General features: G+C 71.8%; 23 protein-coding genes. 15 read left to right on the top strand and 8 right to left on the bottom strand.

Going from position 1 to position 22,290, the window contains the following annotated elements; translation table 11 throughout:
- Genes AW274_RS03645 through cutA form a run of 4 tightly spaced genes read left to right on the top strand, consistent with a single transcriptional unit; the run spans position 1 to position 5,022 of the window.
- A complete protein-coding gene (locus AW274_RS03645; protein ID WP_062429306.1) occupies positions 1-1,320 on the top strand; it encodes a uracil-xanthine permease family protein in 1,320 nt (439 codons plus the stop codon).
- Positions 1,321-2,133, top strand: a complete 813-nt coding sequence (locus tag AW274_RS03640; protein ID WP_062429304.1) for an FAD binding domain-containing protein — start codon at positions 1,321-1,323, stop codon at positions 2,131-2,133. It abuts the gene before it with no gap.
- Positions 2,126-2,602: a (2Fe-2S)-binding protein gene (locus tag AW274_RS03635; protein ID WP_062429302.1), complete on the top strand. Its 477-nt coding sequence runs from the start codon at positions 2,126-2,128 to the stop codon at positions 2,600-2,602. The genes AW274_RS03640 and AW274_RS03635 overlap by 8 nt, the downstream gene beginning before the upstream one ends.
- Positions 2,599-5,022, top strand: a complete 2,424-nt coding sequence (gene cutA, locus AW274_RS03630) for an aerobic carbon-monoxide dehydrogenase large subunit (RefSeq protein ID WP_062429301.1) — start codon at positions 2,599-2,601, stop codon at positions 5,020-5,022. The genes AW274_RS03635 and cutA overlap by 4 nt, the downstream gene beginning before the upstream one ends.
- Here the strand turns inward: cutA and cydB are convergent.
- On the bottom strand, positions 4,959-5,867 hold the full coding sequence (gene cydB, locus AW274_RS03625) for a cytochrome d ubiquinol oxidase subunit II (protein ID WP_062429298.1): 909 nt from the start codon (positions 5,865-5,867) through the stop codon (positions 4,959-4,961). The two genes, cutA and cydB, sit on opposite strands and share 64 nt — an antisense overlap.
- An 11-nt stretch (positions 5,868-5,878) precedes the next feature.
- The gene (locus AW274_RS03620; RefSeq protein WP_062429297.1) at positions 5,879-7,309 is read right to left on the bottom strand and encodes a cytochrome ubiquinol oxidase subunit I; all 1,431 of its coding nucleotides are present in this window, start codon (positions 7,307-7,309) and stop codon (positions 5,879-5,881) included.
- Positions 7,310-7,667: 358 nt separating this feature from the next.
- Here AW274_RS03620 and AW274_RS03615 point away from each other — a divergent pair, with 358 nt between their 5' ends.
- Entirely contained in the window at positions 7,668-8,357 is a 690-nt protein-coding gene (locus tag AW274_RS03615) for a DUF8817 family protein (protein WP_062429294.1), read from the top strand.
- A 2-nt stretch (positions 8,358-8,359) separates the two neighbouring features.
- Entirely contained in the window at positions 8,360-8,920 is a 561-nt protein-coding gene (locus AW274_RS03610; RefSeq protein ID WP_062430111.1) for a PadR family transcriptional regulator, read from the top strand.
- A gap of 4 nt (positions 8,921-8,924) precedes the next feature.
- On the opposite strand, the gene AW274_RS03605 is transcribed toward AW274_RS03610, so the two are convergent.
- Complete coding sequence (locus AW274_RS03605) at positions 8,925-9,743, bottom strand: polysaccharide deacetylase family protein (RefSeq protein WP_062429292.1); 819 nt, start codon at positions 9,741-9,743, stop codon at positions 8,925-8,927.
- 210 nt (positions 9,744-9,953) lie between these two features.
- On the opposite strand from AW274_RS03605, the gene AW274_RS03600 reads away from it, so the two are divergent.
- From AW274_RS03600 to AW274_RS03580, 5 genes are all read left to right on the top strand, one after another.
- Entirely contained in the window at positions 9,954-10,598 is a 645-nt protein-coding gene (locus tag AW274_RS03600) for an SRPBCC family protein (RefSeq protein WP_062430110.1), read from the top strand.
- Between the two features lie 33 nt (positions 10,599-10,631).
- Positions 10,632-11,528: a hypothetical protein gene (locus AW274_RS03595; protein WP_062429290.1), complete on the top strand. Its 897-nt coding sequence runs from the start codon at positions 10,632-10,634 to the stop codon at positions 11,526-11,528.
- Positions 11,529-11,627: 99 nt separating this feature from the next.
- A complete protein-coding gene (locus AW274_RS03590; protein ID WP_062429288.1) occupies positions 11,628-12,272 on the top strand; it encodes a DsbA family oxidoreductase in 645 nt (214 codons plus the stop codon).
- Between the two features lie 307 nt (positions 12,273-12,579).
- Positions 12,580-14,598 (top strand): hydantoinase/oxoprolinase family protein, encoded by a 2,019-nt coding sequence (locus AW274_RS03585; RefSeq protein ID WP_062429286.1) that lies wholly within the window; start codon positions 12,580-12,582, stop codon positions 14,596-14,598.
- Entirely contained in the window at positions 14,585-16,405 is a 1,821-nt protein-coding gene (locus AW274_RS03580; RefSeq protein ID WP_157519748.1) for a hydantoinase B/oxoprolinase family protein, read from the top strand. Before AW274_RS03585 ends, AW274_RS03580 begins: the two co-directional genes overlap by 14 nt.
- Before the next feature lie 7 nt (positions 16,406-16,412).
- Here AW274_RS03580 and AW274_RS03575 read toward each other — a convergent pair whose 3' ends face one another.
- Positions 16,413-17,030, bottom strand: a complete 618-nt coding sequence (locus AW274_RS03575) for a hypothetical protein (protein WP_063813065.1) — start codon at positions 17,028-17,030, stop codon at positions 16,413-16,415.
- A 52-nt stretch (positions 17,031-17,082) separates the two neighbouring features.
- Here AW274_RS03575 and AW274_RS03570 point away from each other — a divergent pair, with 52 nt between their 5' ends.
- Together AW274_RS03570 and AW274_RS03565 are read left to right on the top strand one after the other, a co-directional pair.
- Positions 17,083-17,391 carry a hypothetical protein gene (locus AW274_RS03570; protein WP_062429284.1) on the top strand — a complete coding sequence of 103 codons (309 nt, stop codon included), beginning with the start codon at positions 17,083-17,085 and terminating at the stop codon, positions 17,389-17,391.
- Complete coding sequence (locus AW274_RS03565; RefSeq protein ID WP_062429282.1) at positions 17,388-17,567, top strand: hypothetical protein; 180 nt, start codon at positions 17,388-17,390, stop codon at positions 17,565-17,567. Before AW274_RS03570 ends, AW274_RS03565 begins: the two co-directional genes overlap by 4 nt.
- Here the strand turns inward: AW274_RS03565 and AW274_RS03560 are convergent.
- Positions 17,557-18,105, bottom strand: coding sequence for a DUF1707 SHOCT-like domain-containing protein (locus tag AW274_RS03560; protein WP_062429280.1), 549 nt, complete (start codon positions 18,103-18,105; stop codon positions 17,557-17,559). The two genes, AW274_RS03565 and AW274_RS03560, sit on opposite strands and share 11 nt — an antisense overlap.
- Before the next feature lie 5 nt (positions 18,106-18,110).
- Positions 18,111-18,671: a uridine kinase family protein gene (locus AW274_RS03555; RefSeq protein WP_062429277.1), complete on the bottom strand. Its 561-nt coding sequence runs from the start codon at positions 18,669-18,671 to the stop codon at positions 18,111-18,113.
- 69 nt (positions 18,672-18,740) lie between these two features.
- On the opposite strand from AW274_RS03555, the gene AW274_RS03550 reads away from it, so the two are divergent.
- Together AW274_RS03550 and AW274_RS03545 are read left to right on the top strand one after the other, a co-directional pair.
- Entirely contained in the window at positions 18,741-19,889 is a 1,149-nt protein-coding gene (locus AW274_RS03550; protein ID WP_062429275.1) for a CaiB/BaiF CoA transferase family protein, read from the top strand.
- Positions 19,886-21,376, top strand: a complete 1,491-nt coding sequence (locus AW274_RS03545; RefSeq protein ID WP_062429273.1) for a carboxyl transferase domain-containing protein — start codon at positions 19,886-19,888, stop codon at positions 21,374-21,376. The genes AW274_RS03550 and AW274_RS03545 overlap by 4 nt, the downstream gene beginning before the upstream one ends.
- On the opposite strand, the gene AW274_RS03540 is transcribed toward AW274_RS03545, so the two are convergent.
- Together AW274_RS03540 and AW274_RS03535 are read right to left on the bottom strand one after the other, a co-directional pair.
- Positions 21,373-21,789, bottom strand: coding sequence for a hypothetical protein (locus AW274_RS03540; RefSeq protein ID WP_062430107.1), 417 nt, complete (start codon positions 21,787-21,789; stop codon positions 21,373-21,375). The genes AW274_RS03545 and AW274_RS03540 overlap by 4 nt on opposite strands.
- Positions 21,786-22,244, bottom strand: a complete 459-nt coding sequence (locus tag AW274_RS03535) for a hypothetical protein (RefSeq protein WP_030454273.1) — start codon at positions 22,242-22,244, stop codon at positions 21,786-21,788. The genes AW274_RS03540 and AW274_RS03535 overlap by 4 nt, the downstream gene beginning before the upstream one ends.
- Positions 22,245-22,290 lie beyond the last annotated feature (46 nt).

Below are 22,290 nucleotides of genomic sequence, written 5' to 3'. Positions count from 1 at the left end.
ATGGCTTTCGGGTGGAAGGTACACGGAGAAAAGGGCACGCTCGCCCCGGGAGAGGTGGTCAAACCCGACGAGCGGCTGTCGTGGCCGCGCATGGTCGGTTTCGGCGCCCAGCACGTCATCGCGATGTTCGGCGCCACGTTCGTCTTCCCGGTGGTGATGGGGCTCGACCCCAACGTCGCGGTGATGATGAGCGGCGTCGCGACGATCATCTTCCTGCTCATCGTGAACGGGAAGATCCCCAGCTACCTCGGCACGTCGGCGTCGTTCGTCGGCGGCGCCGCCGCGATCACCGCGCAGGGCGGCAGCCCGGCCACGATCACGGGCGCCATCCTGGTGGCGGGCGTCGTGCTCGCGCTGTGCGGCGTGATCATCCACTTCCTCGGCATCGGCGTCATCAACCGGATCTTCCCGCCGGTCGTGACCGGCGCGGTGGTCATGCTGATCGGCTTCGGCCTGGCCTACGTCGTCGCCGACATCTACTGGCCGCAGGACCAGTGGATCGCCCTGCTCACCATGCTCGTCACCTTCGTGATCATCGCCCTGTTCCGGGGCTTCGTCGGACGGCTCGGCATCCTCATCGGCCTGGTCTCCGGCTTCGTCCTCTCGTGGCTCGCCGACCGGATCTTCGGGCAGATCACCGCCCCCACCGGCGCCGGCCAGGTCACCAGTCACTTCCGGGTCGACTTCGGCGGCGTGGAGCAGGCCGCGTGGTTCGGGCTGCCGAACTTCCACGCGCCCGACTTCAAGCTCTCGGCCATCATCGTGGTGCTCCCGGCGGTCATCGCTCTCATCGCCGAGAACATCGGACACGTCAAGGCGGTCGGCGAGATGACCGGCGCCGACGTCGACCCGGTCATGGGCAAGGCGATCATCGGCGACGGCGTCGCCACCGTGGTCACCTCGGCCGTGGGCGGCTCGCCCACCACCACCTACGCGGAGAACATCGGCGTCATGGCCGCCACCCGGGTCTACTCGACGCTGGCCTACTACATCGCCGCCGTCATCGCGATCCTGCTCGGTCTGGTGCCCAAGTTCGGCGCGCTCGTCTACGCGATCCCGGGCGGCGTGCTCGGTGGCGTCACGGTCATCCTGTACGGCATGATCGGCCTCCTCGGCGCCAAGATCTGGATCGAGAACCGGGTCGACTTCGCCGATCCGGTCAACATGGTCCCGATCGGCGCGGGCATCATCCTGGCCATCGGCCCGGTCAACATGCAGATCGTCGAGGGCTTCGACCTCGGCGGCATCGCCCTGGGCACCGTGGTCGTATTGGGCGGGTACCACCTGCTCCGAGCGCTTTCCGGGAGTAGAACGGTTTAAGTGAAGCCTCCTTCGTTCGTCTACCACGCTCCCGCCACGGTGGCCGAGGCCGTCGAGGCCCTCACCGCGGCGGGGGCCGACGGGAAGGTGCTGGCCGGGGGCCAGAGCCTCATCCCGCTCATGAACATGCGGCTGGCCGCGCCCGGCCGGCTGGTCGACATCAACCACGTGGCCGGGCTCGGCGAGATCACCGCCGAGGCCGGGGGAGTCCGGGTCGGCGCGCTGGCCCGGCACGCCGAGGTCGAGGCCAGCGAGACCGCCTTCGCGGCCCAGCCGCTCGTCCGGCGGGCGCTGCGGCTGGTGGCCCACCCGGCGGTCCGGAACCGGGGCACCACCGTGGGCAGCATCGTGCACGCCGACCCGGCCGCCGAGATGCCGGCCGTGCTGGCGCTGCTCGGCGGGTCGGTCCGGGTGCGCGGGGCCGACGGGGAACGTGACATCCCGGCCGCCGAGTTCTTCACCGGGCCGATGGAGTCGTCGCTGCGCACCGGCGAACTGGCCCTCTCCGTGTTCTTCCCGGCCGCCGAGGGCGGGACGGCGATCGTCGAGGTGGCGCGCCGGCACGGCGACTACGCCATGGCGGGGGTCGCGGCGCTGGTCGCCCCCGGGCACGCCCGGGTCGCCTGCCTGAGCGTCGGGCCGGTGCCCGTGGTCGTCGACGTCACCGAGGCCGGCGGCGACTGGGCGCGGGCGGCGCGACTCGTACAGGAGCAGATCGAGCCGGAGGCCGACATCCACGCCACCGCCGACTACCGGCGGCACCTGACCGGCGTGCTGGCCGCGCGGGCGCTGAAGGAGGCCGCCGATGCATGACGTGACCCTGATCGTGAACGGGGTGCCGCGCCACGCGCGGGTGCCCGCGCGGCGGCTGCTGAGCGACTTCCTCCGCCACGACCTCGGCCTGACCGGCACCCACGTCGGATGTGAGCACGGGGTCTGCGGGGCCTGCACGGTGCTGCTCGACGGGCAGCCGGTGCGGGCCTGCCTGACCTTCGCCGTGTCGGTCGCCGGGCACGAGGTCACCACCGTCGAGGGGCTCGCCGACGGCGAGAGGTTGTCGCCGGTCCAGCGGGCCTTCGCCGAGTGCCACGGGCTCCAGTGCGGCTTCTGCACCCCCGGGTTCCTGACGACGGTGACCGCGTTCCTGCGGGAGAACCCCGCGCCCGCCGACGACGAGGCGATCGAGGCGGTGGCGGGCAACCTGTGCCGGTGCACCGGCTACCAGAACATCGTGAAGTCGGTGCACCGCGCCGCCGAGCTGATGGCCGAGGAGGGCCCGTGACGACCAAGCTGTTCGGCGAGCCGGTCCGCCGCAGGGAGGACGCCCGGCTGGTCGCCGGGAACGGCCGCTACCTCGACGACCTGGGCGCCGGCGCGCTGGCCGTGGCGTTCGTCCGGTCGCCGCACGCGCACGCCCGCATCACCGGGATCGACGTCGACGACGCGATCGACGTCGAGGGCCTGGTCGCGATCTACACGTGGGAGGACCTGCCCGAGGGCGTGCGCGAGCCGCTGCCGCTGCTGATCCCCCACCCGGCGCTCACCCACGGCCGCACCGCCTACTGCCTGGCCAAGGACGTCGTGCGGCACGTCGGCGAGCCGATCGTCATGGTCGTCGCGACCGACCGCTACATCGCCGAGGACGTCTGCGAGCGGATCGAGGTCTCCTACGAGTTCCTCAAGCCCGTCGTCGGGCTGGAGAACGCCGTCGAGGGCCCCAACCTCGTCCACGACGACGTGCCGGGCAACATCGGCGCGCACCTGGTGCAGGAGGTCGCCCACCGCGACGGCCGCGCCACCCGCGACGTCATCGCGGCCGCGCCCCACACGCTGGAGTTCCGGCTCGACATCGAACGGTCGGCGTGCATGCCGATGGAGGGCAAGGGGGTGTACGCCCGCTGGGACGCCGACGACCGTTCGCTGCGCGTCTACAGCTCCACCCAGACGTCCACGAGCGTGCGGATGGCCATCGCGGCCAAGCTCGGGCTGCCCCTGCCGAAGGTCGAGGTCATCGCGCCCGACGTCGGCGGCGGGTTCGGGGTGAAGATCGTGCACCCGTGGCCGGAGGAGATCCTGGTGCCGTGGGCGGCCCGGCTGCTCGACCGCGAGGTCAAGTGGACCGAGGACCGGCGCGAGCACTTCGTCTCCTCGGCCCACGAGCGGGCCCAGGTCCAGCACGTCAGGGTCGGCTTCGACGACGAGGGCCGCGTCCTCGGGCTCGACGTCGAGATCCTGCACGACCACGGGGCCTACACGCCCTACGGCATCATCGTGCCGATCATCACCTCGACGCAGCTCCTGGGGCCGTACAAGATCGGCTCCTACCGGGTCGAGTTCTTCTCCGTCTACACCAACACCGTGCAGGTCACCCCCTACCGGGGGGCCGGGCGCCCGCAGGGCGTGTTCTGCATGGAGCGCACCATGGACAAGATCGCCCAGTACCTCGGCAAGGACCGGACCGACGTTCGGGCGGTCAACTTCATCCAGCCCGACGAGTTCCCCTACGACCAGCAGATGATCTTCCAGGACGGCCGCCCGCTGATCTACGACAGCGGCGACTACCCCGAGTCGCTCCGGAAGCTGAAAGAGCTGATCGGCTGGGACGACTTCCCCCGGCTTCAGGAGGAGGCCGCCCAGCAGGGCAGGAAGCTGGGGATCGGGGTCGGCTGCTACGTCGAGGGCACCGGGGTCGGCCCCTACGAGGGCGGCCACGTCCAGGTGACCTCCGACGGGCGGGTCCACGTCTCCACCGGGCTCACCTCCCAGGGGCAGGGCCACGAGACGGTGTTCGCCCAGATCGCCGCGACCGAGCTCGGCGTGCCGATCGAGAAGGTGTCGGTCGTCACCGGGGACACCCGGCGGTTCGGCTACGCCGTCGGCACCTTCGCCTCCCGCGCCGCCGTGATGAGCGGCAACGCCATCGCGCTGGCGTGCCGGAAGGTCAAGGAGAAGGCGCTCCAGATCGCCGCCGACGCGCTGGAGGCCGACCCGGCCGACCTGGAGATCACCGACGGCATGGTGCACGTCGTGGGCGCCCCCAGCGCCTCGATCCCGCTCGCCACCGTCGCGGTGCTCTCCAACCCGCTGCGGTACGCCTTCGACGAGGAGGCCAAGCGGGCCACCCAGTTCGCCACCGGCGGCAGCATGGAGAAGCCCCCGGTCGCCGAGGGCCAGGAGCCGGGCCTGGAGGGCAAGGACTACTACTCGCCGGTGCGCTCGACGTTCGCGTCGGGCATGCACGCCGCCATCGTCGAGACCGACCCCGACACCGCCGAGATCAAGATCCTCCGGTACGCCGTCGTGCACGACTGCGGCAAGATGATCAACCCGATGCTGGTCGAGGGGCAGATCCACGGCGGCGTCGCCCAGGGCGTCGGCGGGGCCCTCTACGAGAAGATGGCCTACGACGAGTACGGCCAGCTGCTCAACGCGTCGTTCATGGACTTCCTGATGCCCTACGTCACCGAGATCCCGAAGATCGAGACCGACCATTTGGAGACCCCGTCCCCGCTCAACCCCCTGGGCATCAAGGGGGCCGGCGAGGCCGGGGTCATCCCGGTCTCCGCGGTGGTCGCGGGCGCGGTCGAGGACGCCGAGAAGATCGTCATCGACCGGATGCCGATCTCCCCGTCCGACCTCTACGCGCTGCGCGACTCCAGCAGGACCTCCGGAGCGGTCAGCCTCCTGCGGAACACCCAGTAGGTCCACGCCTGGTAGGCGATGACCCCGGGGAGCGCGACGAGGCCGATCCACGTGAGGACCGTGAGCGTGTAGGGGCCCGAGGCGGCCGACTCGATCATGAGCCCCGGCAGGGGCTCGGGGTGGAGGGCGAGGAACGTCGCGGCGGTGGTCAGCACGATCGTGACCGCCGTGCACGCGAACGCCCACGCCTCCTTCCCGGCCCAGACCAGCACCACCCCGGCGGCGTACGTCGCCATGGCGGCGTAGGCCGGGACCGCGTCGAGCCGCCACAGGGCGAAGGCGGCCACCGGAACGAGCACCACGCCCGCGACCCAGGCGGTCTCGCGGGCGCGGGCCCTGACCGGGCCCTTGGTCTTCAGCGCGACGAACACCGCGCCGTGCACCAGCGCCAGGCCGAGCGACAGCAGCCCGCCCATGACGGTCGCGAACGCCGACGCGAACAGCACGTTGCCGAAGATCGCCCCCCACAGGAAGGCGGGCAGCACGCTGCCGGTGACGATCGCGACGTCCACCAGCGGGGTCTCCTTGGCGCGCACCTTGCCGCGCCATTCGAGCCCGACGCCGCGCACGATCAGCGCCAGCACGACCATGACGGCCGCCAAATAGAACTGGCTGAGGAAGCCGGCGTACCAGGCGGGGAAGGCGGCGAACATGGCGCCGATCGCGGTGATCAGCCACACCTCGTTGCCGTCCCAGACCGGGCCGATGGTGCGCAGCACCTGGCGGCGCTCGGCCTCGCCGCGGGCCAGGACCGGCATCAGCGCGCCGACCCCGAAGTCGAAGCCCTCCAGGACGAAGTAGCCGGTCCAGAGGAAGGCGATCAGGATGAACCAGAACGTGGTCATGTCACGGCACCTCAGTACATCAGGGTCGGAACGCGGCGCTCGGTCTCGCCGGGCACGACGGCCGGCACCGGCTCGTCGGGGCCCGCCTTGACGTGCCGGATCAGCAGGATCGCCTCGGCGACCGTGAGGACGCCGTACACGAGGGTGAACAGGCCCAGCGAGATCGCGACCTCGGTCAGGCTCACGCCCGGCGACACGCTCGCGGCGGTGAGCAGCTCACCCTGGACGGTCCAGGGCTGGCGGCCGATCTCGCTCAGCAGCCACCCGGAGATGATCGCGGCGATCGGCAGCGGCAGCGCCAGCACGCAGAGCCGGGCGAACCAGGTCGGCACCGGCCGGGCGCGGCGGCCCCGGCCGCGGGTCAGGAAGAGCCCGAGGAAGGCCAGCCCGACCGTGGCCATGCCGAACACGATCATCACCCGGAAGGAGAGGTAGACGATCGGCAGGTTCGGCACGTAGTCGCCGGGGCCGAACTGGGTCACCAGGCGCTGCTGGATGTCGTCGATGCCCTGGATGGTGGCGTTGGGGTCGTGCGCGGCCAGCAGGCTCAGCAGGCCGGGCACCTCGACCCCCGGCACCGGCGAGAACGGCGCCCCGGCGGTGTCGTGCCGCAGCCCCTCGGCGGCGGCCAGCTTCATCGGCTGCTGCGTGTGCAGCAGTTGTCCCGACATGTCCCCGGTCAGCGCGACGATCGCCCCCGCGATCGCGGTCATCACCAGCGCGCCCCGCAGCGCCGCCCGCCACATGTCGACCTCGCGGCGCATCGGCGCGGTGACGTCGGCGAAGTCCTTCTTGCGGGGGATCAGCCCGGTGGCGTTGCGCTCCCGCAGGATCCGGTAGCCCGCCACCGCCAGCACGAACCCGCCCGCCACCACGAACGACCCGGCCACCACGTGGGGGACCTGCGCGAGCGCGGTCGAGTTGGTCAGCACCGCCCACAGGTCGGTCATCCGGGCCTTGCCGTCGACCACCTCGTAGCCCACCGGGTGCTTCATCCACGCGTTCGCGGCCAGGATGAAGTAGGCCGACAGGTTCGACCCGATGACCGCCGCCCAGATCGTCGCCAGGTGGAGCTTCTTGGGCAGCTTGTCCCAGCCGAAGATCCACAATCCGAGGAACGTCGACTCCAGGAAGAACGCCAGCAGCGCCTCGAGCGCCAGCGGCGCCCCGAAGACGTCGCCGACGAAGATCGAGTACTCGCTCCAGTTCATGCCGAACTGGAACTCCTGCACGATCCCGGTGACCACGCCCATCGCGAAGTTGATCAGGAACAGCTTGCCGAAGAACTTCGTCAGCGTCAGGTAGTGCTCTTTGCCGGTGCGGTACCAGGCGGTCTGCAGGCCGGCGACGAACACGCCCAGCCCGATGGTCAGCGGTACGAAAAGAAAGTGGTAGACGGTGGTCACCCCGAACTGCCACCGTGCCAGGTCCAAGGCGTCCATGGTCGGTCCCCCTCCGGATGCTCTACGGGGTGTAGTGCTACCTCAAGTAGTACTACAGCTTGTAGAGCTCAGCCTCCGGTGTCTGCTGCGATCTTCGTCACATACGTGGCATGACCGGGATCCGGAGCTCTCCCAACCCCCGGATCCCGGTACGCACAACCCCCGTTGCGGTACCGAGAATGCCGCGCCGGGTGTCCCGGCCGACAGGGACGGATGCCCTGTCCGCGCGGGATTTTCTCTGCCACCGAATGTCCCGCACGGGAGGGCGCCGGGGCGTCCGCCGGGAGGCTGATCGGGGGGTACACCGCGCGGGTGACATGCCCTAGGCTGCTAGTCAAATTTGATTAGTGGAGGCGAGATGGCCGGAGAGAAGACCGTGCCGCTGTTGCCGTGCGGCTCGATCGACGAGATCGAGGAGTTCTACCGGGCGCTGGGCTTCGTCCGGACCTACCGGCAGGTGCGGCCCAACCCCTACGTCGCGTTGCAGCGTGACGACCTGCACCTGGGCTTCTTCGGCATGCCCGGCTTCAAGCCGGAGGACTCCTACGGCACCTGCGTGGTGCTGGTGCCCGACATCGCGGCGCTGCACGCGGCGTTCGCGGCGGGCATGCGGGCGGCGTACGGGAAGGTGCTGGTCGCCGGGATCCCGCGGATGACCCGGCCGCGCAGCCGCAAGAACGCCGACGGCGTGACGGGGTTCTCGGTGGTCGACCCGGGCGGCAACTGGATCAGGATCACCGCCGCCGCGCCCGGACCGGCCGCCGAGGAACCGCCGGGCACCCTGGCGAAGAGCCTGCGCAGCGCGGTCGTCATGGGCGACTCCCACGGCAACGACGAGCAGGCGGCCCGCATCCTCGACAACGCGCTGCTGCGCGACCAGGACACCGCCCCGGCGGCCGACCTGGTGGAGGCGCTGACCTACCGCGCCGAACTCGCGGTGCGCACCGGCGACCCGGCCCGCGCCCGGGAGTTCGTCGACCGGGCGCGGGCGCTGCCCCTCTCCGAGGCCCAGCGCGCGGCCCTCGACGACCTGACCGTGGAGGGGTGACCGTGTCGGCGGTCCGGCTGCTGGTCCTCGGCGCGGTCAGGCGGCACGGCCGCGCCCACGGCTACAAGGTGCGCGCCGACCTGGAGTCGTGGGGCGCGCACGAATGGTCGAACGCGACCCCCGGGTCGATCTACCACGCGCTGAAGGCCATGAGCGAGCAGGGGCTGCTGCGCGCCCACGAGACCAGCCCCAGCGAGGCCGGGGGCCCGCCCCGGATGGAGTACGAGATCACCCCTGAGGGTGACGACGCCTACCTCGCCCTGCTCCGCACCGCCCTCTCCAGCCGCGACCCCCGCCTCGACCTGCTCGCCGCGGCCGTTGGCTTCGTCGACGACCTGCCCCGGGCCGAGGCGGTCGAGCTGCTCCGCACCCGGGCCCGCGCGATGGCCGACTGGCGCTCGGCGATCACCAGCCACCTGCCGCCCGGCTCCGACCTGGAGGAGTGGGGCCCGACCGGCGCGGTCATCGACCTGTGGCTGCACACCGCCGACAGCCGCGCCGCCTGGACCGAACGCCTGATCGCCCGCTTGGAGAAGGGCGCCTTCCGCATGGCCGGCGAATGAGCGTTCAGGAGACCGGGAGGAGGTCGTCCAGGTAGGCGTTCAGGTCGCCGAAGGAGAAGCCGCGCCTTTCGATCTTCCGCACCAGCCGGGTGAAGTCCTTCTCCAGCGGCGGCCGGAAGTGCAGGAGCAGGATGTCGCCCGGGTAGAGCCGCTTCTCCGGGTTCTGGTACGCGATCAGCGCGTCGGTCTGCACGGAGGCCGTCCACAGGACCATGGCGCGCATGCCGCACTTCTCGGCGGCGGTCAGCGTGGCGGCGTTCCACGAGCCGAACGGCGGCCGGAACAACTCCGGGGCGCGGCCGACGTGCCGCTCGATGGCCTTGGCCGCGCCGCAGATCTCGGCCCGCTGCGCGTCGGGGCCGAGGGTGCGCAGGTCGGGGTGGGTGAGCGTGTGGTTCTCGATCGGCACGCCCAGGTCCCTGAAGTAGGGCCAGCCGCCCGCCCCGATGTACTTCCAGCCCTGCCCGGCCTCCTGGCCGTCCTTGGCCTCGACGGCGTCGCGGGTCGGGAAGACGGTGATCGGGATGCCGCGCTCGCGGACGATCCGGGCGAACCCCGGATCCTGCTCCCAGCCGTCGTCGATGGTGAGGAAGACGACCTTCCGCTTCGTCGGGATGGTGCTGATGACCGGGAACCCGTCGCGTTTCATCCGGGTGACCTCACCCGGCACCGGCAGCCCGCTGGGCGTGGGCGACGGAGACGGGGACGGCGTCGGCGACGCGGTCGGCGCGGCCACGGGCGGCGGCGGCGGGGGAGCGGCCGGGGGCGCCGAACAGGCGCTCAGCGCCAGGGCCGTGAGGATGATCGTGAAGGCCCGGCGCATGACGCGCAATCCTAGCCCCGGGTGGTGAGACCGGCGGCCGGAGGCCGAACTCCAGGGCCGCGAGCTGGCCGGGCGGATCGTCCTCGTTCCGTGACGTCCGGTCTACGCTGTGAACATCTGCACGGCGCCGGGGCCCCCGGGCGGCAGATGTTGCCGTACTCGCCGGTCGCCTGGATTCTCTAGTGTGCTCGGCAACCGAGGGAGGTGGCCGTGAAGGTCGTCGGCAGTGCACTGATCGGGGCGGACCGGTCGAAGGTCTGGGACGCCCTGCAGGATCCGGCCGTGCTGGTGCGCACCATCCCCGGCTGCCAGCGCCTGGAGGCGGTCGGGAGCGACGTCTACACCATGACCGTCTCGGCGGGGGTGGCGTCCATCAAGGGGATCTACCAGGGACAGGTCGCGCTGACCGACCCCGAGGAGCCCGAGGCGTTCGTGCTGAAGGCGCGCGGGCAGGGAGCGCCCGGCACGGTCGACGCGACCGTGCGGGTGCGGCTCACCGAGGAGGACGGCGGCACCCGGATCGACTACGACGCCGACGCCGTCGTGGGCGGCATGGTCGGCGGGGTCGGGCAGCGCATGCTCACCTCGGTCGCCAAGAAGATGGCGGGGGAGTTCTTCACCGCCGTCGAGAAGGACATCCTGGCCGTGCCGGCGCTGTTCCCCGTCGAGAACACGCAGGTCGAGGAGGTCGCGCTGCCGAGCGTCTTCACCCGCGCCGAGGCCCCCGCCAGCGGGCGCGGGCGCGAGCGGGGGTCCCGCGCGTGGCCCGTTCTGGCCGCTTTCGGGATGGGTGCCGGGATCGCCCTGGGAAGCGCCGTCATCGGCTGGCTTCTCGGTCGTGCCGGGAAACGCTAGCGATCGGGCGATCTTTGGGCGTAACTTGTCCGCATGCGGGAGTCGCACGCGGAGGACGCTCGGGCAGAGGCACGACGGCTGACCACCGACCTGCTGGGAGAGGACCGTCCAACGGCGGCCACCCTCCTGAGGGAGGCGCAGGCCGTGCTCGGCCGCGAACGCACCCGCCGCGTGGCGGACCTGGTCCGTCTCGCCCCACTGACTCGGCGCTCAGCCGAACTGGCGGCCGTCGCCGCGCTCCTCGTCGGGACCGATGAGCTCGGCGGCGGTTGGTGGACCGTCAGCCGCGACGGAAAGCTGCCCGCCCCCGAAGAGGCTTTGGTCAAGGCGCAGCCGATCGAGCCGTGGGGTGACCTGACCGTTCTCGAGACGCTGGCCGCGTGGGTCTCCGACGACGTCGCCGACACCCTGTGGGGCCCGCCCGTGGGCGTCGCCGACCTCAACTCCTGGCAGGCCGAAGACCGGGTCGCGGTGCCGCCCGGCGTGCGGGCCGGGGCCAAGCTGGTCGTCTCGTTCGACGCCGGAGGGCGGCTCGACGCCGTCGTGGTCCGCCGTCTCGACGACGAACTCGGCACCAATCTCGACTTCAACTCCCTCCGCTACGCCCGCCCGGCCGAGGCCCAGTGGTCGTGGGGCGTCGCCGCCGGCCTCGGGCCGCACCCGCTGCCGGGGGAGGAGCCCAGCCCGTACGGGCAGGAGATCGACGCGAAGACCGGCCACGTGCTGCGGGAGTGGACGATCCGCCACGGCGCCACCACCGAGGAGACCGGGCCCGCCTGGCAGACCGTCGGCGACGTCGTGGCGGCCGTGGAGCGGCTCGACTGGATGTGGCGCAGCGCCGAGTGGTTCGCCTGGTGGCGCGCGGTGTCGGCGCTGATCGACGGCCATCATGATCAGCTCACCGAACGCCTGCACGATCTCGCGCGATGAGCGAGACGCGGACGGCCGAAGGCCGGTCGTGGCTCGCGTTCGTGAATCTGCCTCATGAACAGGGGAATTCGGTCGTGACCCGTGAGGGTTGCAGCCGGTGTGAAGGTTGAGATCTTTTCTGACGTCGTCTGCCCGTGGTGTTACATCGGGCACACGCGGTTCCGCGCGGCCGTCCGCGCCTACGGCAAGCCCGTTCAGGTCGCCTACCGGCCGTTCCAGTTGTCTCCCGAGGCCGTCAGCGACGGCACCCCGCTCACGGCCTGGCTGGAGCGCAGGTTCGGCGGCCAGGCGCTCCAGATGATCGACCGGGTGGTCGGCGTCGCGGCGCAGGAGGGTCTCGACCTCAAGTACGACCAGGCGATCGGCGCCAACACCGCCGAGGCGCACCGGCTGGTCTGGCTGGCCCAGCGCGACGGCAAGGCCCCCGAGATGACCGACCGCCTGTTCCGGGCCCACTTCTCCGACGGCCTCGACGTCGGCGACGCGCAGGTGCTGGCCAAGCTCGCCGCCGAGGTGGGGGTGGACGACACCGGCGAGGGCGCCGCGGAGGTCAAGGCGGACCTCGACCGGGCTCGTAACCTGGGCATCTCGGGTGTGCCGCTGTTCCTGTTCGAGGACAAGTACGCCGTCTCCGGCGCCCAGCCGGTCGACGTGCTCGTCGGGGCGCTGCGTGAGGTCGAGCAGCGCGAGCCGCTGTCGGTCCCGCGGGGCGACGCGTGCGCCGACGGCTACTGCCTCATCTGACCACCGTTTGGGTCCGACCGTATCCGAGCCCGGCTCAGGTCTTCGAGCTGAGCCGGAAGCCGGTTTTTCGGTCGACCGAAAATAATCAAACAGTGTGAGCGCCCCATGTTCCGGCCAAAACTCCCCTTCCCCGCCATCCCGGGCGGGAACCCCGGCCCCGTCGGCCTCGTGGCCGCTGACCTGGGGTCACAGACACGCCGACGGATCGGGGTTCACGAACCGGCCGGGCAGGCTGTGACGAGTATTTTGGGATTCTTCGGCACAACCCGCTGATTCCCCACGTCGGGCAGGTCGGTAGAAACGGGGCATGTACAGCGTCCGAATCGGTGTCGACACGGGTGGCACGTTCACCGACGTGGTGCTCGTCGACGAGCGCACCGGGCAGATCGTGACGACCAAGACCCCGTCGACCCCGTCGAACCCGGCCGACGGGTTCCTGGCGGGCGTCGCCAAGGTCCTGGAGCTCCATGGCGGCGGGGTCGACCTGGCGAGCGTCTCGGCGCTGGTCCACGGCACCACGGTCGCCACCAACCAGCTCCTGGAGGACCGTCCCGACCGGTCGGACCATCTTGGCTTCATCACCACAGAGGGCTTCGAGTTCATCCTGGAGATCGCCCGCCAGAGCGTCCCGGACGGCTACGGCAACTCCTACTTCTGGGTGAAGCCGCCCCGGATCGTCCCGGTGCACCGGGTGCGGACCGTGCCGGGCCGCCTCGACCACACGGGCGCGCAGGTGCGGCCGTTCGACGAGGAGGCCGCCGCCGAGGCCGCGCGCGGGCTGCGCGAGCTGGGCGTCACCGCGATCGGGGTGTGCTTCCTGCACGCGTACGCCAACCCCGCGCACGAACGCCTCATGCGCGACGTGCTGGCCCGCGAGCACCCCGAGGCCGTGGTCTCGTTGTCGAGCGACGTGCTCCGGGAGTACCGCGAATACGAACGCTCGGTCACCACGCTGGTCGACGCGGCCGTGAAGCCGATCATGCGGACGTACATCGGAAACCTCTCGGAGCGGCTCGGCCGGGGCTTCTCGGTGATGAAGAGCAACGGCGGGGTGTTGTCGGCGGCCGAGGTCGTCAACCAGCCCATCACCACCGTCCTGTCGGGCCCGGCGGCGGGCGCGCTCGGCGCGGCCCTGATCGCCGGCACGGCCGGGCACCCCAGCGTGATCACCCTGGACGGCGGCGGCACCAGCACCGACGTCGCCGTCATCGTCGACGGGGAGCCCTCCCAGACCACGGAGGGCTCCATCGGGCGTTACCCCTGCAAGATCCCCATGATCGACATCGTCACCGTCGGGGCGGGCGGCGGTTCGGTGGCGTGGATCTCGCCCGAGGGCACCCTGAAGGTCGGTCCCCGCTCGGCGGGGGCCGACCCGGGCCCCATCTGCTACGGCAAGGGCGGCACCGAGGTCACCGTGACCGACGCCCACGTGTTCCTCGGCCGGGTGCCGCCCCACCTGCTCGGCGGGGAGATCCCGCTCGACGCGGCGGCGGCGCGGGCCGGCATCGAGGGCCTGGCCGCCAAGCTCGGCCTCACCCCCGAACGCTGCGCGACCGGCATCCTGGAGATCAGCGCCTTCAACCAGTCGAACGCGATCCGCCAGATCACCGTGAAGCGCGGCCTCGACGTGCGCGACTTCCCGATGGTCGCCTTCGGCGGCTCCGGCCCGCTGCTGGTCTGCCGCCTGCTCGACGTCCTGGGCCTGAAGAGCGCGATCGTGCCGCCCGACCCGGGCAACGTGTCGGCCTTCGGCCTGCTGACGGTGGACGTCAAGAACGACTACGTCCGCACCCACGTGACGACCGACCCCGACCCCGACGCGATCGAGGCGGTCTTCCGCGACCTGGAGGCCCAGGCCGCCATGGCGCTCGACCGCGAGGGCTTCACCGACCACGTGTACGTCCGCACCGCCGACCTGCGCTACTACGGCCAGGCGTACGAAGTCCGGGTGCCCGCCGACGGCGACGTCGAGGCCCGCTTCCACGAGGCGCACCAGAGGCTCTACGGCTACGGCTACCGCGACGACCCCCGCCACGCCGTCGAATGGGTCAACCTGCGCGTCAGCGGGGTCGGCCCGATCACCCGCCCGGCGCTGGCCCGCCGCCCCGAGCAGTTCGAGGAGCCCACCCCGATCTGCACCCGCGACGTCCACTTCGACGGCTGGGCCCGTACGGTGATCTACCGCCGCCGCGACCTGGGGGCCGGGGCCGTCGTCCACGGCCCGGCGGTCATCGAGGAGTACGGCTCCACGCTCCCGGTCCACCCCGGCTTCACCGCGACCATGGACGACTACGGCAACCTGGAGGTGCGCCGTGAGCTTGGCTGACCCGATCCTGATCGAGATCGTCGAGGGGACCCTGGCGTCGGTCGAGATGGAGGTGGAGACCGCCATCGCCCGGACCGCCCGCTCGCCCATGATCCGCGACGCGCACGACTTCCGGGCCGGCATCCACGACGTCCGGCTGCGCAAGCTGACCGGGCGCTCCTACAGCGCCCTCGTGCAGCCGATCGTGCGCGACTTCCCGGTCGAGACGATGAACCCCGGCGACGTCTTCTTCCACAACGACGTCTACCTGTCCGAAGGCGGCATCGGCCACCTGCCCGACCTGTGCGTGACCGTGCCGGTCTTCCACGACGGGCAGGTGGTGGCCTTCGTGCAGGCGTTCGGCCACCACGACGACATCGGCGGCGCGTGCCCCGGCTCGATGCCCTCGGGCGCCCGGAGCGTGTTCGAGGAGGGCCTGATGGTGCCCCCGATCCGCCTCTGGGACCGGGGCGTGCCCAACGACGCCGCGCTGCGGATCATGACGCGCAACTCGCGTATGCCCGACTCCCTGGCCGGCGACCTCGACGCCGAGTGCTCGGCCTGCCTGATGGGCGCCCGGCGGCTCGGCGAGCTGTTCGACCGCTACGGCCGCGAGGCCGTCGAGGCGTGCTTCGACGCGATCCTGGCCAAGACGACGGAGACCTTCCGCCGCGAGCTGCTGGCGAAGATCCCCGAGGGCGTGCACGTCTGGGAGGACTACGCCGAGCACGACGGCGTCGACGAACCCCGCCTGCACGCCCAGCGCATCACCCTGACCGTCGACCACGCCGCCCCCGAACCCCTGGTGATCGACTTCACCGGCACCTCGCCGCAGGCCAAGGGCCCCATCAACCACGCGGGCGACTACGCCGACGGGGTGTTCCTGAAGAAGTGGCTGGCCCCGATCCTGCGGAACCTGGCCGACACCCCCGAGCGCATGGCGGAACTGGACGTCAACGAGGGCGTCGTCCCGCTGATCAAGATGGTCTTCCCGGAGAAGGGCACCCTCCTGACTCCGATCTTCCCCGCCCCCACCAACGCCCGGACCTTCGTCATCCTGCGCCTCCTCGGGGTCCTGGCCGGCGTGCTGGCCAAGGCGACCGGCGGCCGCATGCCCGCCGACCAGGAGACCATCCGCTACACGGGCGTCTACGGCCACGACGCGGCCGGGAACGACTACCTGATGCGCGAGGTCCTCGGCGGCGGTTCGGGCGGCCGCTGGTACGCCGACGGCGAGGACACCATCCACGTGGTCCCCGACTCCCGCAACATCCCCGTGGAGTTCGCCGAGGCCCGCTGGCCGCTGCGGGTCGAACGCCTGGGCCTGGCCGTCGACAGCGGCGGCCCCGGGCGTTACCGGGGCGGCCTCGGCTACGACAAGCACATCCGCCTGCTCCGCGACGCGTCGTTCATGAGCATCGCCGACCGCTCGATCCTCAGCTGCTGGGGCGTCAACGGCGGCCGGGCCGGGAGGCCGTTCGTGGTGACGGTGAACGGCGTCGAGATGGACGGCCTGGTCGACGACTTCCCGGTGCGCGAGGGCGAGATCGTCCGCGTGCGGACGACGGGCGGCGGCGGCTGGGGTTCTCCCTTCGACCGCGAACCGTTGTGCGTGGCCGACGACGTGCGCGACGGGAAGGTGTCCCTCAAAGCGGCGCGGGAGGACTACGGGGTGGTGTTCTCCGCGGGCCTGGACGTCGACGAGGCGGCCACCGAGGCGCTGCGCGCGGAACTGCGGGTGCCGCAGGAGGCGTTCTTCGACCGGGGACCGGGCTTCCCGAAGTTGTCGGGCGGCCGTCCGCACGCGGAGGTGGACCTCCGGCCCTGACCGCCGATCAGACCCGGACCTGGATCTCGACACGGTGGCGGATGTACTCGTCGGGATGCGCGCGGGCGATGCGCACCACCTCCTCGACGAGAGGACGGAGTTCCGGTGGAGCCGCCTCCGGGTTCAGCGGCAACCCGGAGACGAGGTTGCGCCGGACGTCCAGGTGCTCGTTCCCGACGAACTCACGCAGCGCCGCCTCGTGCCACATCGCCACCAGGTCGGCCGTGTCTTCGGCCGACCCGCCGGATCGCAGGCGGAGGCCCGACCAGTACCAGGCGGAGGCCGCGCCCGCCTTCTCCTGGTCGGCGCCCGTCATGAGGTAGGCGAGCAGCGCCGTCCGGACGCGGCGGCGGCCGAAGGCGTTGAGCGCGGGCTCGACGAAGCCGCGGTTGAAACTCGGGTCGGGGTCGTGGACCGCCGCCTTCATCAGCGCGTCGAAAGCCTCCGGCGGGAGGTCCGGCCGCGTGGCGAAGTGCAGGCGGATCGCCCTGCGGGCCTGGGAGAGCCAGGGGAAGGCGTCCGACGGCTCGACCTCGATCCCCAGCAGGGCGACCACCTCGGCCACGCACCGGTGGAACGGCTCCGAGCCGTCGTCGGTCCGGCCGGGTAATGCGGGAAAGAGCATGCGACCTCCAGGTTCGCGATCTTGTCTGCCGGGTGCGCTGCATTCGCCCGTCATGCGCCCCCTCATCCTCGCTCTAACCCTCGTCTGCGTCGTTCCGGCCGCCGCCCACGCCCAGGCGGCCGAACCCGATCCGATGGCGGCCCTGCGGTCGCTGCTCGCCCGGGGCGCGGGGGCGACGACCGAGTTCTACGGGACCGTCATGACCGACCTGACCCGGACCAAGCGGCTCGACACCGGCCAGTGGCTCTCCTGGCAGGCCGCCATGGGGTTGAGCGGCACCGGCAGGGTCAAGCTGGGCACGACCGGGGCCTGCCCTACCGGGTCGGCTGGCGCTTCTACGCCCATCCCCGGCCGCAGGTGAAGGGGCTCGGCGAGGACCGGATCCTGCGGGCCCACTACGCCACCCAGTACCGCTACTGGGAGAGGCCGACGACGATCACCGCGCCCAAGGCCGTGCCGGGCAAGGGGCCGGAGACCGACGACGTCGCCGACGTGTTCGGCGCGCCCGAGCGCCGGAAACCGGGCGTCAGCGGGTGAGCCAGCGGAAACGTCCCGTGGTCCGGTAGCGGATGCGGAGCCTCCCGTAGCCGAGCCGGCCCGTCACCCTGACGTGCGGATACCCCGGCACGGGCGCGCCCGGGACCTTCGAGAAGACGCCGCCCCACTCGGTCTCGACGCCGTCGGCGTCGGCGGTCGCGCCCGCCGGGAGGATGATCGTGGCGCTGCCGTAGGCGAGGTCGAGGTCGACGTCGATCTGGGCGTGGTCGATCACCGCCTCCGACAGGTCGAAGTGGGGGTGGGCGTACTCGGCCTCGACGCGCAGCGTGCGGGGGACCCGCCAGGCGCCCTTGCGCACGATGCGGCTCGACTTGGTGCGGATGGTCACCACCTCGCCCTGGCGTTCGGGCAGGTCGGCGGTGAGCGCGGCCAGCTCGCCCCGGGAGACGGCGGTCAGGGCGCGGCCGACGCGCTGGTCCATCTCGCCGGGGGCGAGGCGGCCGTCGGCGTAGGCCGTCTTGAGGTGGGCGACGGTCGATTCCCGGTCCTGGTCGGAGGCGCGGGCTTCCTGGTCCATGTACGTCAACCTACGGCGAAGACGACCTCGAAGGTGACTCCGTCCACGCCGGCGTCCGCGACGACCGGATTCCGGGCGAACCAGGCGTCTTCGGCCGCCGTCCACGTCACCCAGTCGGCGGCGTGCTCCGTCCCGTCGCGGGCCAGCACACGTTTCCGCCGGAGTTCGGGGGCTGCTTCCACCCACACCCGGAGGGCCGCCGGGCACTCCACCCGGGCCACGCTGACGCCCTCGACGATCACCACCGGCGCGGGCGGGACCTCCAGGCGTTCGGCATAGGTTCCGGTACGCCAGTCGTACCGAAGGAAGGAGGCTTTTGAACCACGTTGTAGTGGTTCGAGCACGTCTCGGGTGAGATGCGAGAACCAGGATTCGGGGCCCTGGTCCCAGGGGATGGGGAAGTCGTCGCTGTGCACCACGGGTGCGCCGTCCAGCGCCCCGGAGAGCAGGCCGGCGAAGGTCGTCTTGCCGGAGCCTCCCGGGCCGTCGACGGCCACCAGCCGGGCGGGGCCGCACGACGGCTCCAGCTGGACGATCCGGGCGGCCAGGTCGGCGATGGTCGGCATGACCCGATCGTGCCAGCCCCCGTCGGTACGGGTAGCCTGCGGGCTCCCCCTCGAAATCGGAGGACGATCGTGCAGGGACCCCTCACCGGTGTCGTGGTGCTCGACCTGTCCCGGGCGCTGGCCGGGCCCCACGCGGGCCAGCTGCTCGGCGACCTGGGCGCTCACGTGATCAAGGTCGAGCATCCGGAGGGCGGGGACGAGTCGCGCGGCTGGGGGCCGCCCTTCGTGGGCGACGTGTCGACCTACTTTCTGTCGGCCAACCGGAACAAGCGGTCGATCACGCTCGACCTCAAGGACCCGGCCGACGCCGACGTGCTGACCCGGCTGATCCGGCAGGCCGACGTCCTGATCGAGAACTTCCGGACCGGCGTGCTGGCCAGGCTCGGGTTCTCCACCGGCACGATCGCCGAGCTCAATCCGCGCATGGTGGTGCTCTCGATCACCGGGTTCGGGCACGACGGGCCCGAGGCCGGGCGTCCCGGCTACGACCAGATCGCCCAGGGCGAGGCGGGGCTGATGTCGATCACCGGGCCGCCCGGGGAGCCCCATCGGGCCGGGCCGTCGATCGCCGACCTGCTGGCCGGCATCCACGGCGCCTACGGCGTCGCCGCCGCGCTCTACGAGCGCGAGCGCACCGGGAAGGGCGGGGTGGTGCGCACCTCGCTGCTCGCTTCGGTCGTCGGCGTGCACGCCTACCACGGCACCCAGTGGACGGTCGCGGGCCAGGTCCCGAAGGCCAACGGCAACCACCACGCGTCGATCGCGCCCTTCGGGGCCTTCCGCTGCTCCGACGGCATGATCCAGATCGCGGCCGGCAACGAGGGCCAGTGGCGCAAGGTCGCCGCGCTGCTCGGCGTCGACCCCGACCGGCCCGAGTACGCCACCAACCGCGACCGTTTCGCCCACCGCGACGAGCTCGTCGCCGAGCTGGAGAAGACGCTCACCACCGAGACCCGCGACCACTGGCTCGGCCGGCTCGCCGAGGCCGGGGTGCCCGCCGGGTCGATCCGCACCATCGACGAGGTCTACGCCTGGGACCAGACCCTCTCCCAGGGGCTCCTGGTCGAGGTCGACCACCCGGAGCTGGGGCCGATCGGGCTGCCCGGCCCGGTGCTGCGCTACGACCACCACCCCGCCGGGGAGCACACCGCCCCGCCCGGCCTGGGCGCCGACAACGACGCCGTGCTCGACTGGCTCAAGGGGAGAGAGGCGACGTGACCCCCGAGAGACCCGACGCGCGCACCCTGATCGAGGTCGTGCTCGACCCCGGCTCGTGGGTCTCCTGGGACCGGCCGCCGCTCCAGACCGCGCCGCCCGGCTCCGACTACGCCGCCGAACTGGCGACCGCCCGCGCCGCGTCGGGCTACGACGAGTCGGTGATCACCGGTGAGGGGCGGCTCGACGGCCGCCGGGTCGCCGTCGTCGCCGGGGAGTTCTCGTTCCTGGCCGGGTCGATCGGCGTCGCGGCGGCCGAACGCCTCGTCGCCGCCGTCGAGCGCGCCACCGCCGAACGGCTGCCGCTGCTGGCCGCGCCCGCCAGCGGGGGCACCCGGATGCAGGAGGGCGCGCTGGCGTTCGTCCAGATGGTCAAGATCACGGCCGCGGTGACGGCGCACAAGGAGGCCGGGCTTCCCTACGTCGTCTACCTGCGCCACCCGACCACCGGGGGCGTGTTCGCGTCATGGGGGTCGCTGGGCCACGTCACCGCCGCCGAACCGGGCGCGATGATCGGCTTCCTGGGGCCGCGCGTCTTCGAGTCCCTGTACGGCTACCGCTTCCCGAAGGGCGTCCAGGAATCGGAGAACCTGTTCGCCCACGGCCTCGTCGACGCGGTGGTCCCGGCGGCGCAGGCGCGCGAGATCGCCGTCAGGGCGCTCGGGGTGCTGTGCGCGTCGAAGAACCTGCCGGTGCCCGCGCCGACCACCGAACCCGAGGCCCGGACCGACGTCCCGGCCTGGGACGCCATCGTCAGCTCCCGCCGCGACGACCGGCCCGGCGTCCGGACCCTGCTGAAGCTGGCCGCGACCGACGTCACCCCGCTGAACGGCACCGGCGCGGGCGAGAGCGACCCCGGCCTCCTGCTGGCCTTGGCCCGGTTCGGCAGCGCCCCGGCCGTGGTGCTCGGCCAGGACCGGCGCGGCGCGCGGGCCGGACTGAAGATCGGCCCGGCCGGGCTGCGGGTGGCCCGGCGCGGCATGAAACTCGCCGAGGAACTCGGCCTGCCCCTGGTGACGGTCATCGACACGGCCGGGGCGGAGCTGTCGAAGGCGGCCGAGGAGGGCGGCCTGGCGGGCGAGATCGCCCGCTCGCTGGCCGACCTGGTCATGCTCGACGCCCCGACGGTCTGCCTGCTGCTCGGCCAGGGCTCGGGCGGCGCGGCCCTGGCGCTGCTCCCCGCCGACCGCGTGCTCGCCGCCCAGCACGCCTGGCTCTCCCCGCTGCCCCCGGAGGGCGCCTCGGCGATCCTCTACCGCACGGTCGACTTCGCCCCCGAGATCGCCCAGTCGCAGGGGGTCAGAGCGGCCGACCTGAAGCGCGACGGCATCGTCGACCGGATCATCGCCGAGTGCCCGGACGCGGTCTACGAACAACCGGCCTTCACCAAAAGGGTCGCCCGCGCCCTGGAGGAGGAGATCGCCGCCCTCCTGGCCGAACCGGCGGAGACCCGAGTCGACCGCCGGATCGCCCGCTATCGGGCGGTCTAGCCCGACGTCAGGGGGATGGCGATGCGCTCGACCCTGATCGAGTGCACCTCCTCCCGGGGCACCACGACCTCGTAGGCGCCGTGGTCGACCAGCCAGTAGCCGAGGGCCTCGGCCTTCATGCCGCTGTGGCCGGTGTAGGCGATGTGGAGGCCGCCCTCCTCGCCGTCGTCCTCGTCGAGGACGAGACAGGGTTCGCCGCCGAACTCGCCGACCGTGCGCAGGAGCACGAGCTTGTCGAGTTCCTTGGTCGTCACGGCCAGGCGGTGGTAGCCGCGCCCGCGTTCGAAGCCGGGTTCGGCCGACTCGCTGAACAGCACGACGTCGTCGCCGCCGGGCCCTATGGCGGCCGGGTAGTTGCGGCCCCGGTAGGTCGCCATGAACCCGAGGCCGACCGGTTCGACGTCGCCGCTCATGCGGCCGGCCGCCACGAGAGGCCGTCGAAGGCCGCGAACAGGCGCTCGCCCTGCCGGGTGAGGTGGACGATCTCGGCGCCCGCCGGGATCGGCATGGGCATGGTGTGGAACTGCGGCACGACGTGCTCCCGCGAGGCGGTGAAGCCGTTTCCGGCGAAGGGGGGCGAATCGCTCCAGTCGCCGCCCATGTGGGGGCCGTAGGGAACGACGTAGGTGTCGATCTCCCGCGCCAGCCAGCGCAGGATGTAGAGCTCCGGTACGCCCGGGACCAGCTCGGACCCCTCGAAGGAGAGGTCGAGCGCGTCGACGATCGCCCGGGGGGTGGTCAGCCGCTCGCAGTCCTGCACCCGGTAGACGTAACCGGAGATGACGGTGCGCCGTCCGGCCAGGTATGGCACGAGCAGGCGCGGTGGGATCACCTTCTGCATGCGTGTGCTCTGCCCTGGCTCACTCATGGGGGACAGTTTACGAGCGATTGACTTCCTCACCTCCCCTTAGGAG

This window comes from Herbidospora daliensis (genome assembly GCF_001570585.1).
GTDB lineage: Bacteria > Actinomycetota > Actinomycetes > Streptosporangiales > Streptosporangiaceae > Herbidospora > Herbidospora daliensis.
Note: the sequence above shows the minus strand (reverse complement) of the source record. Positions and strands in the feature narration are given on the sequence as shown.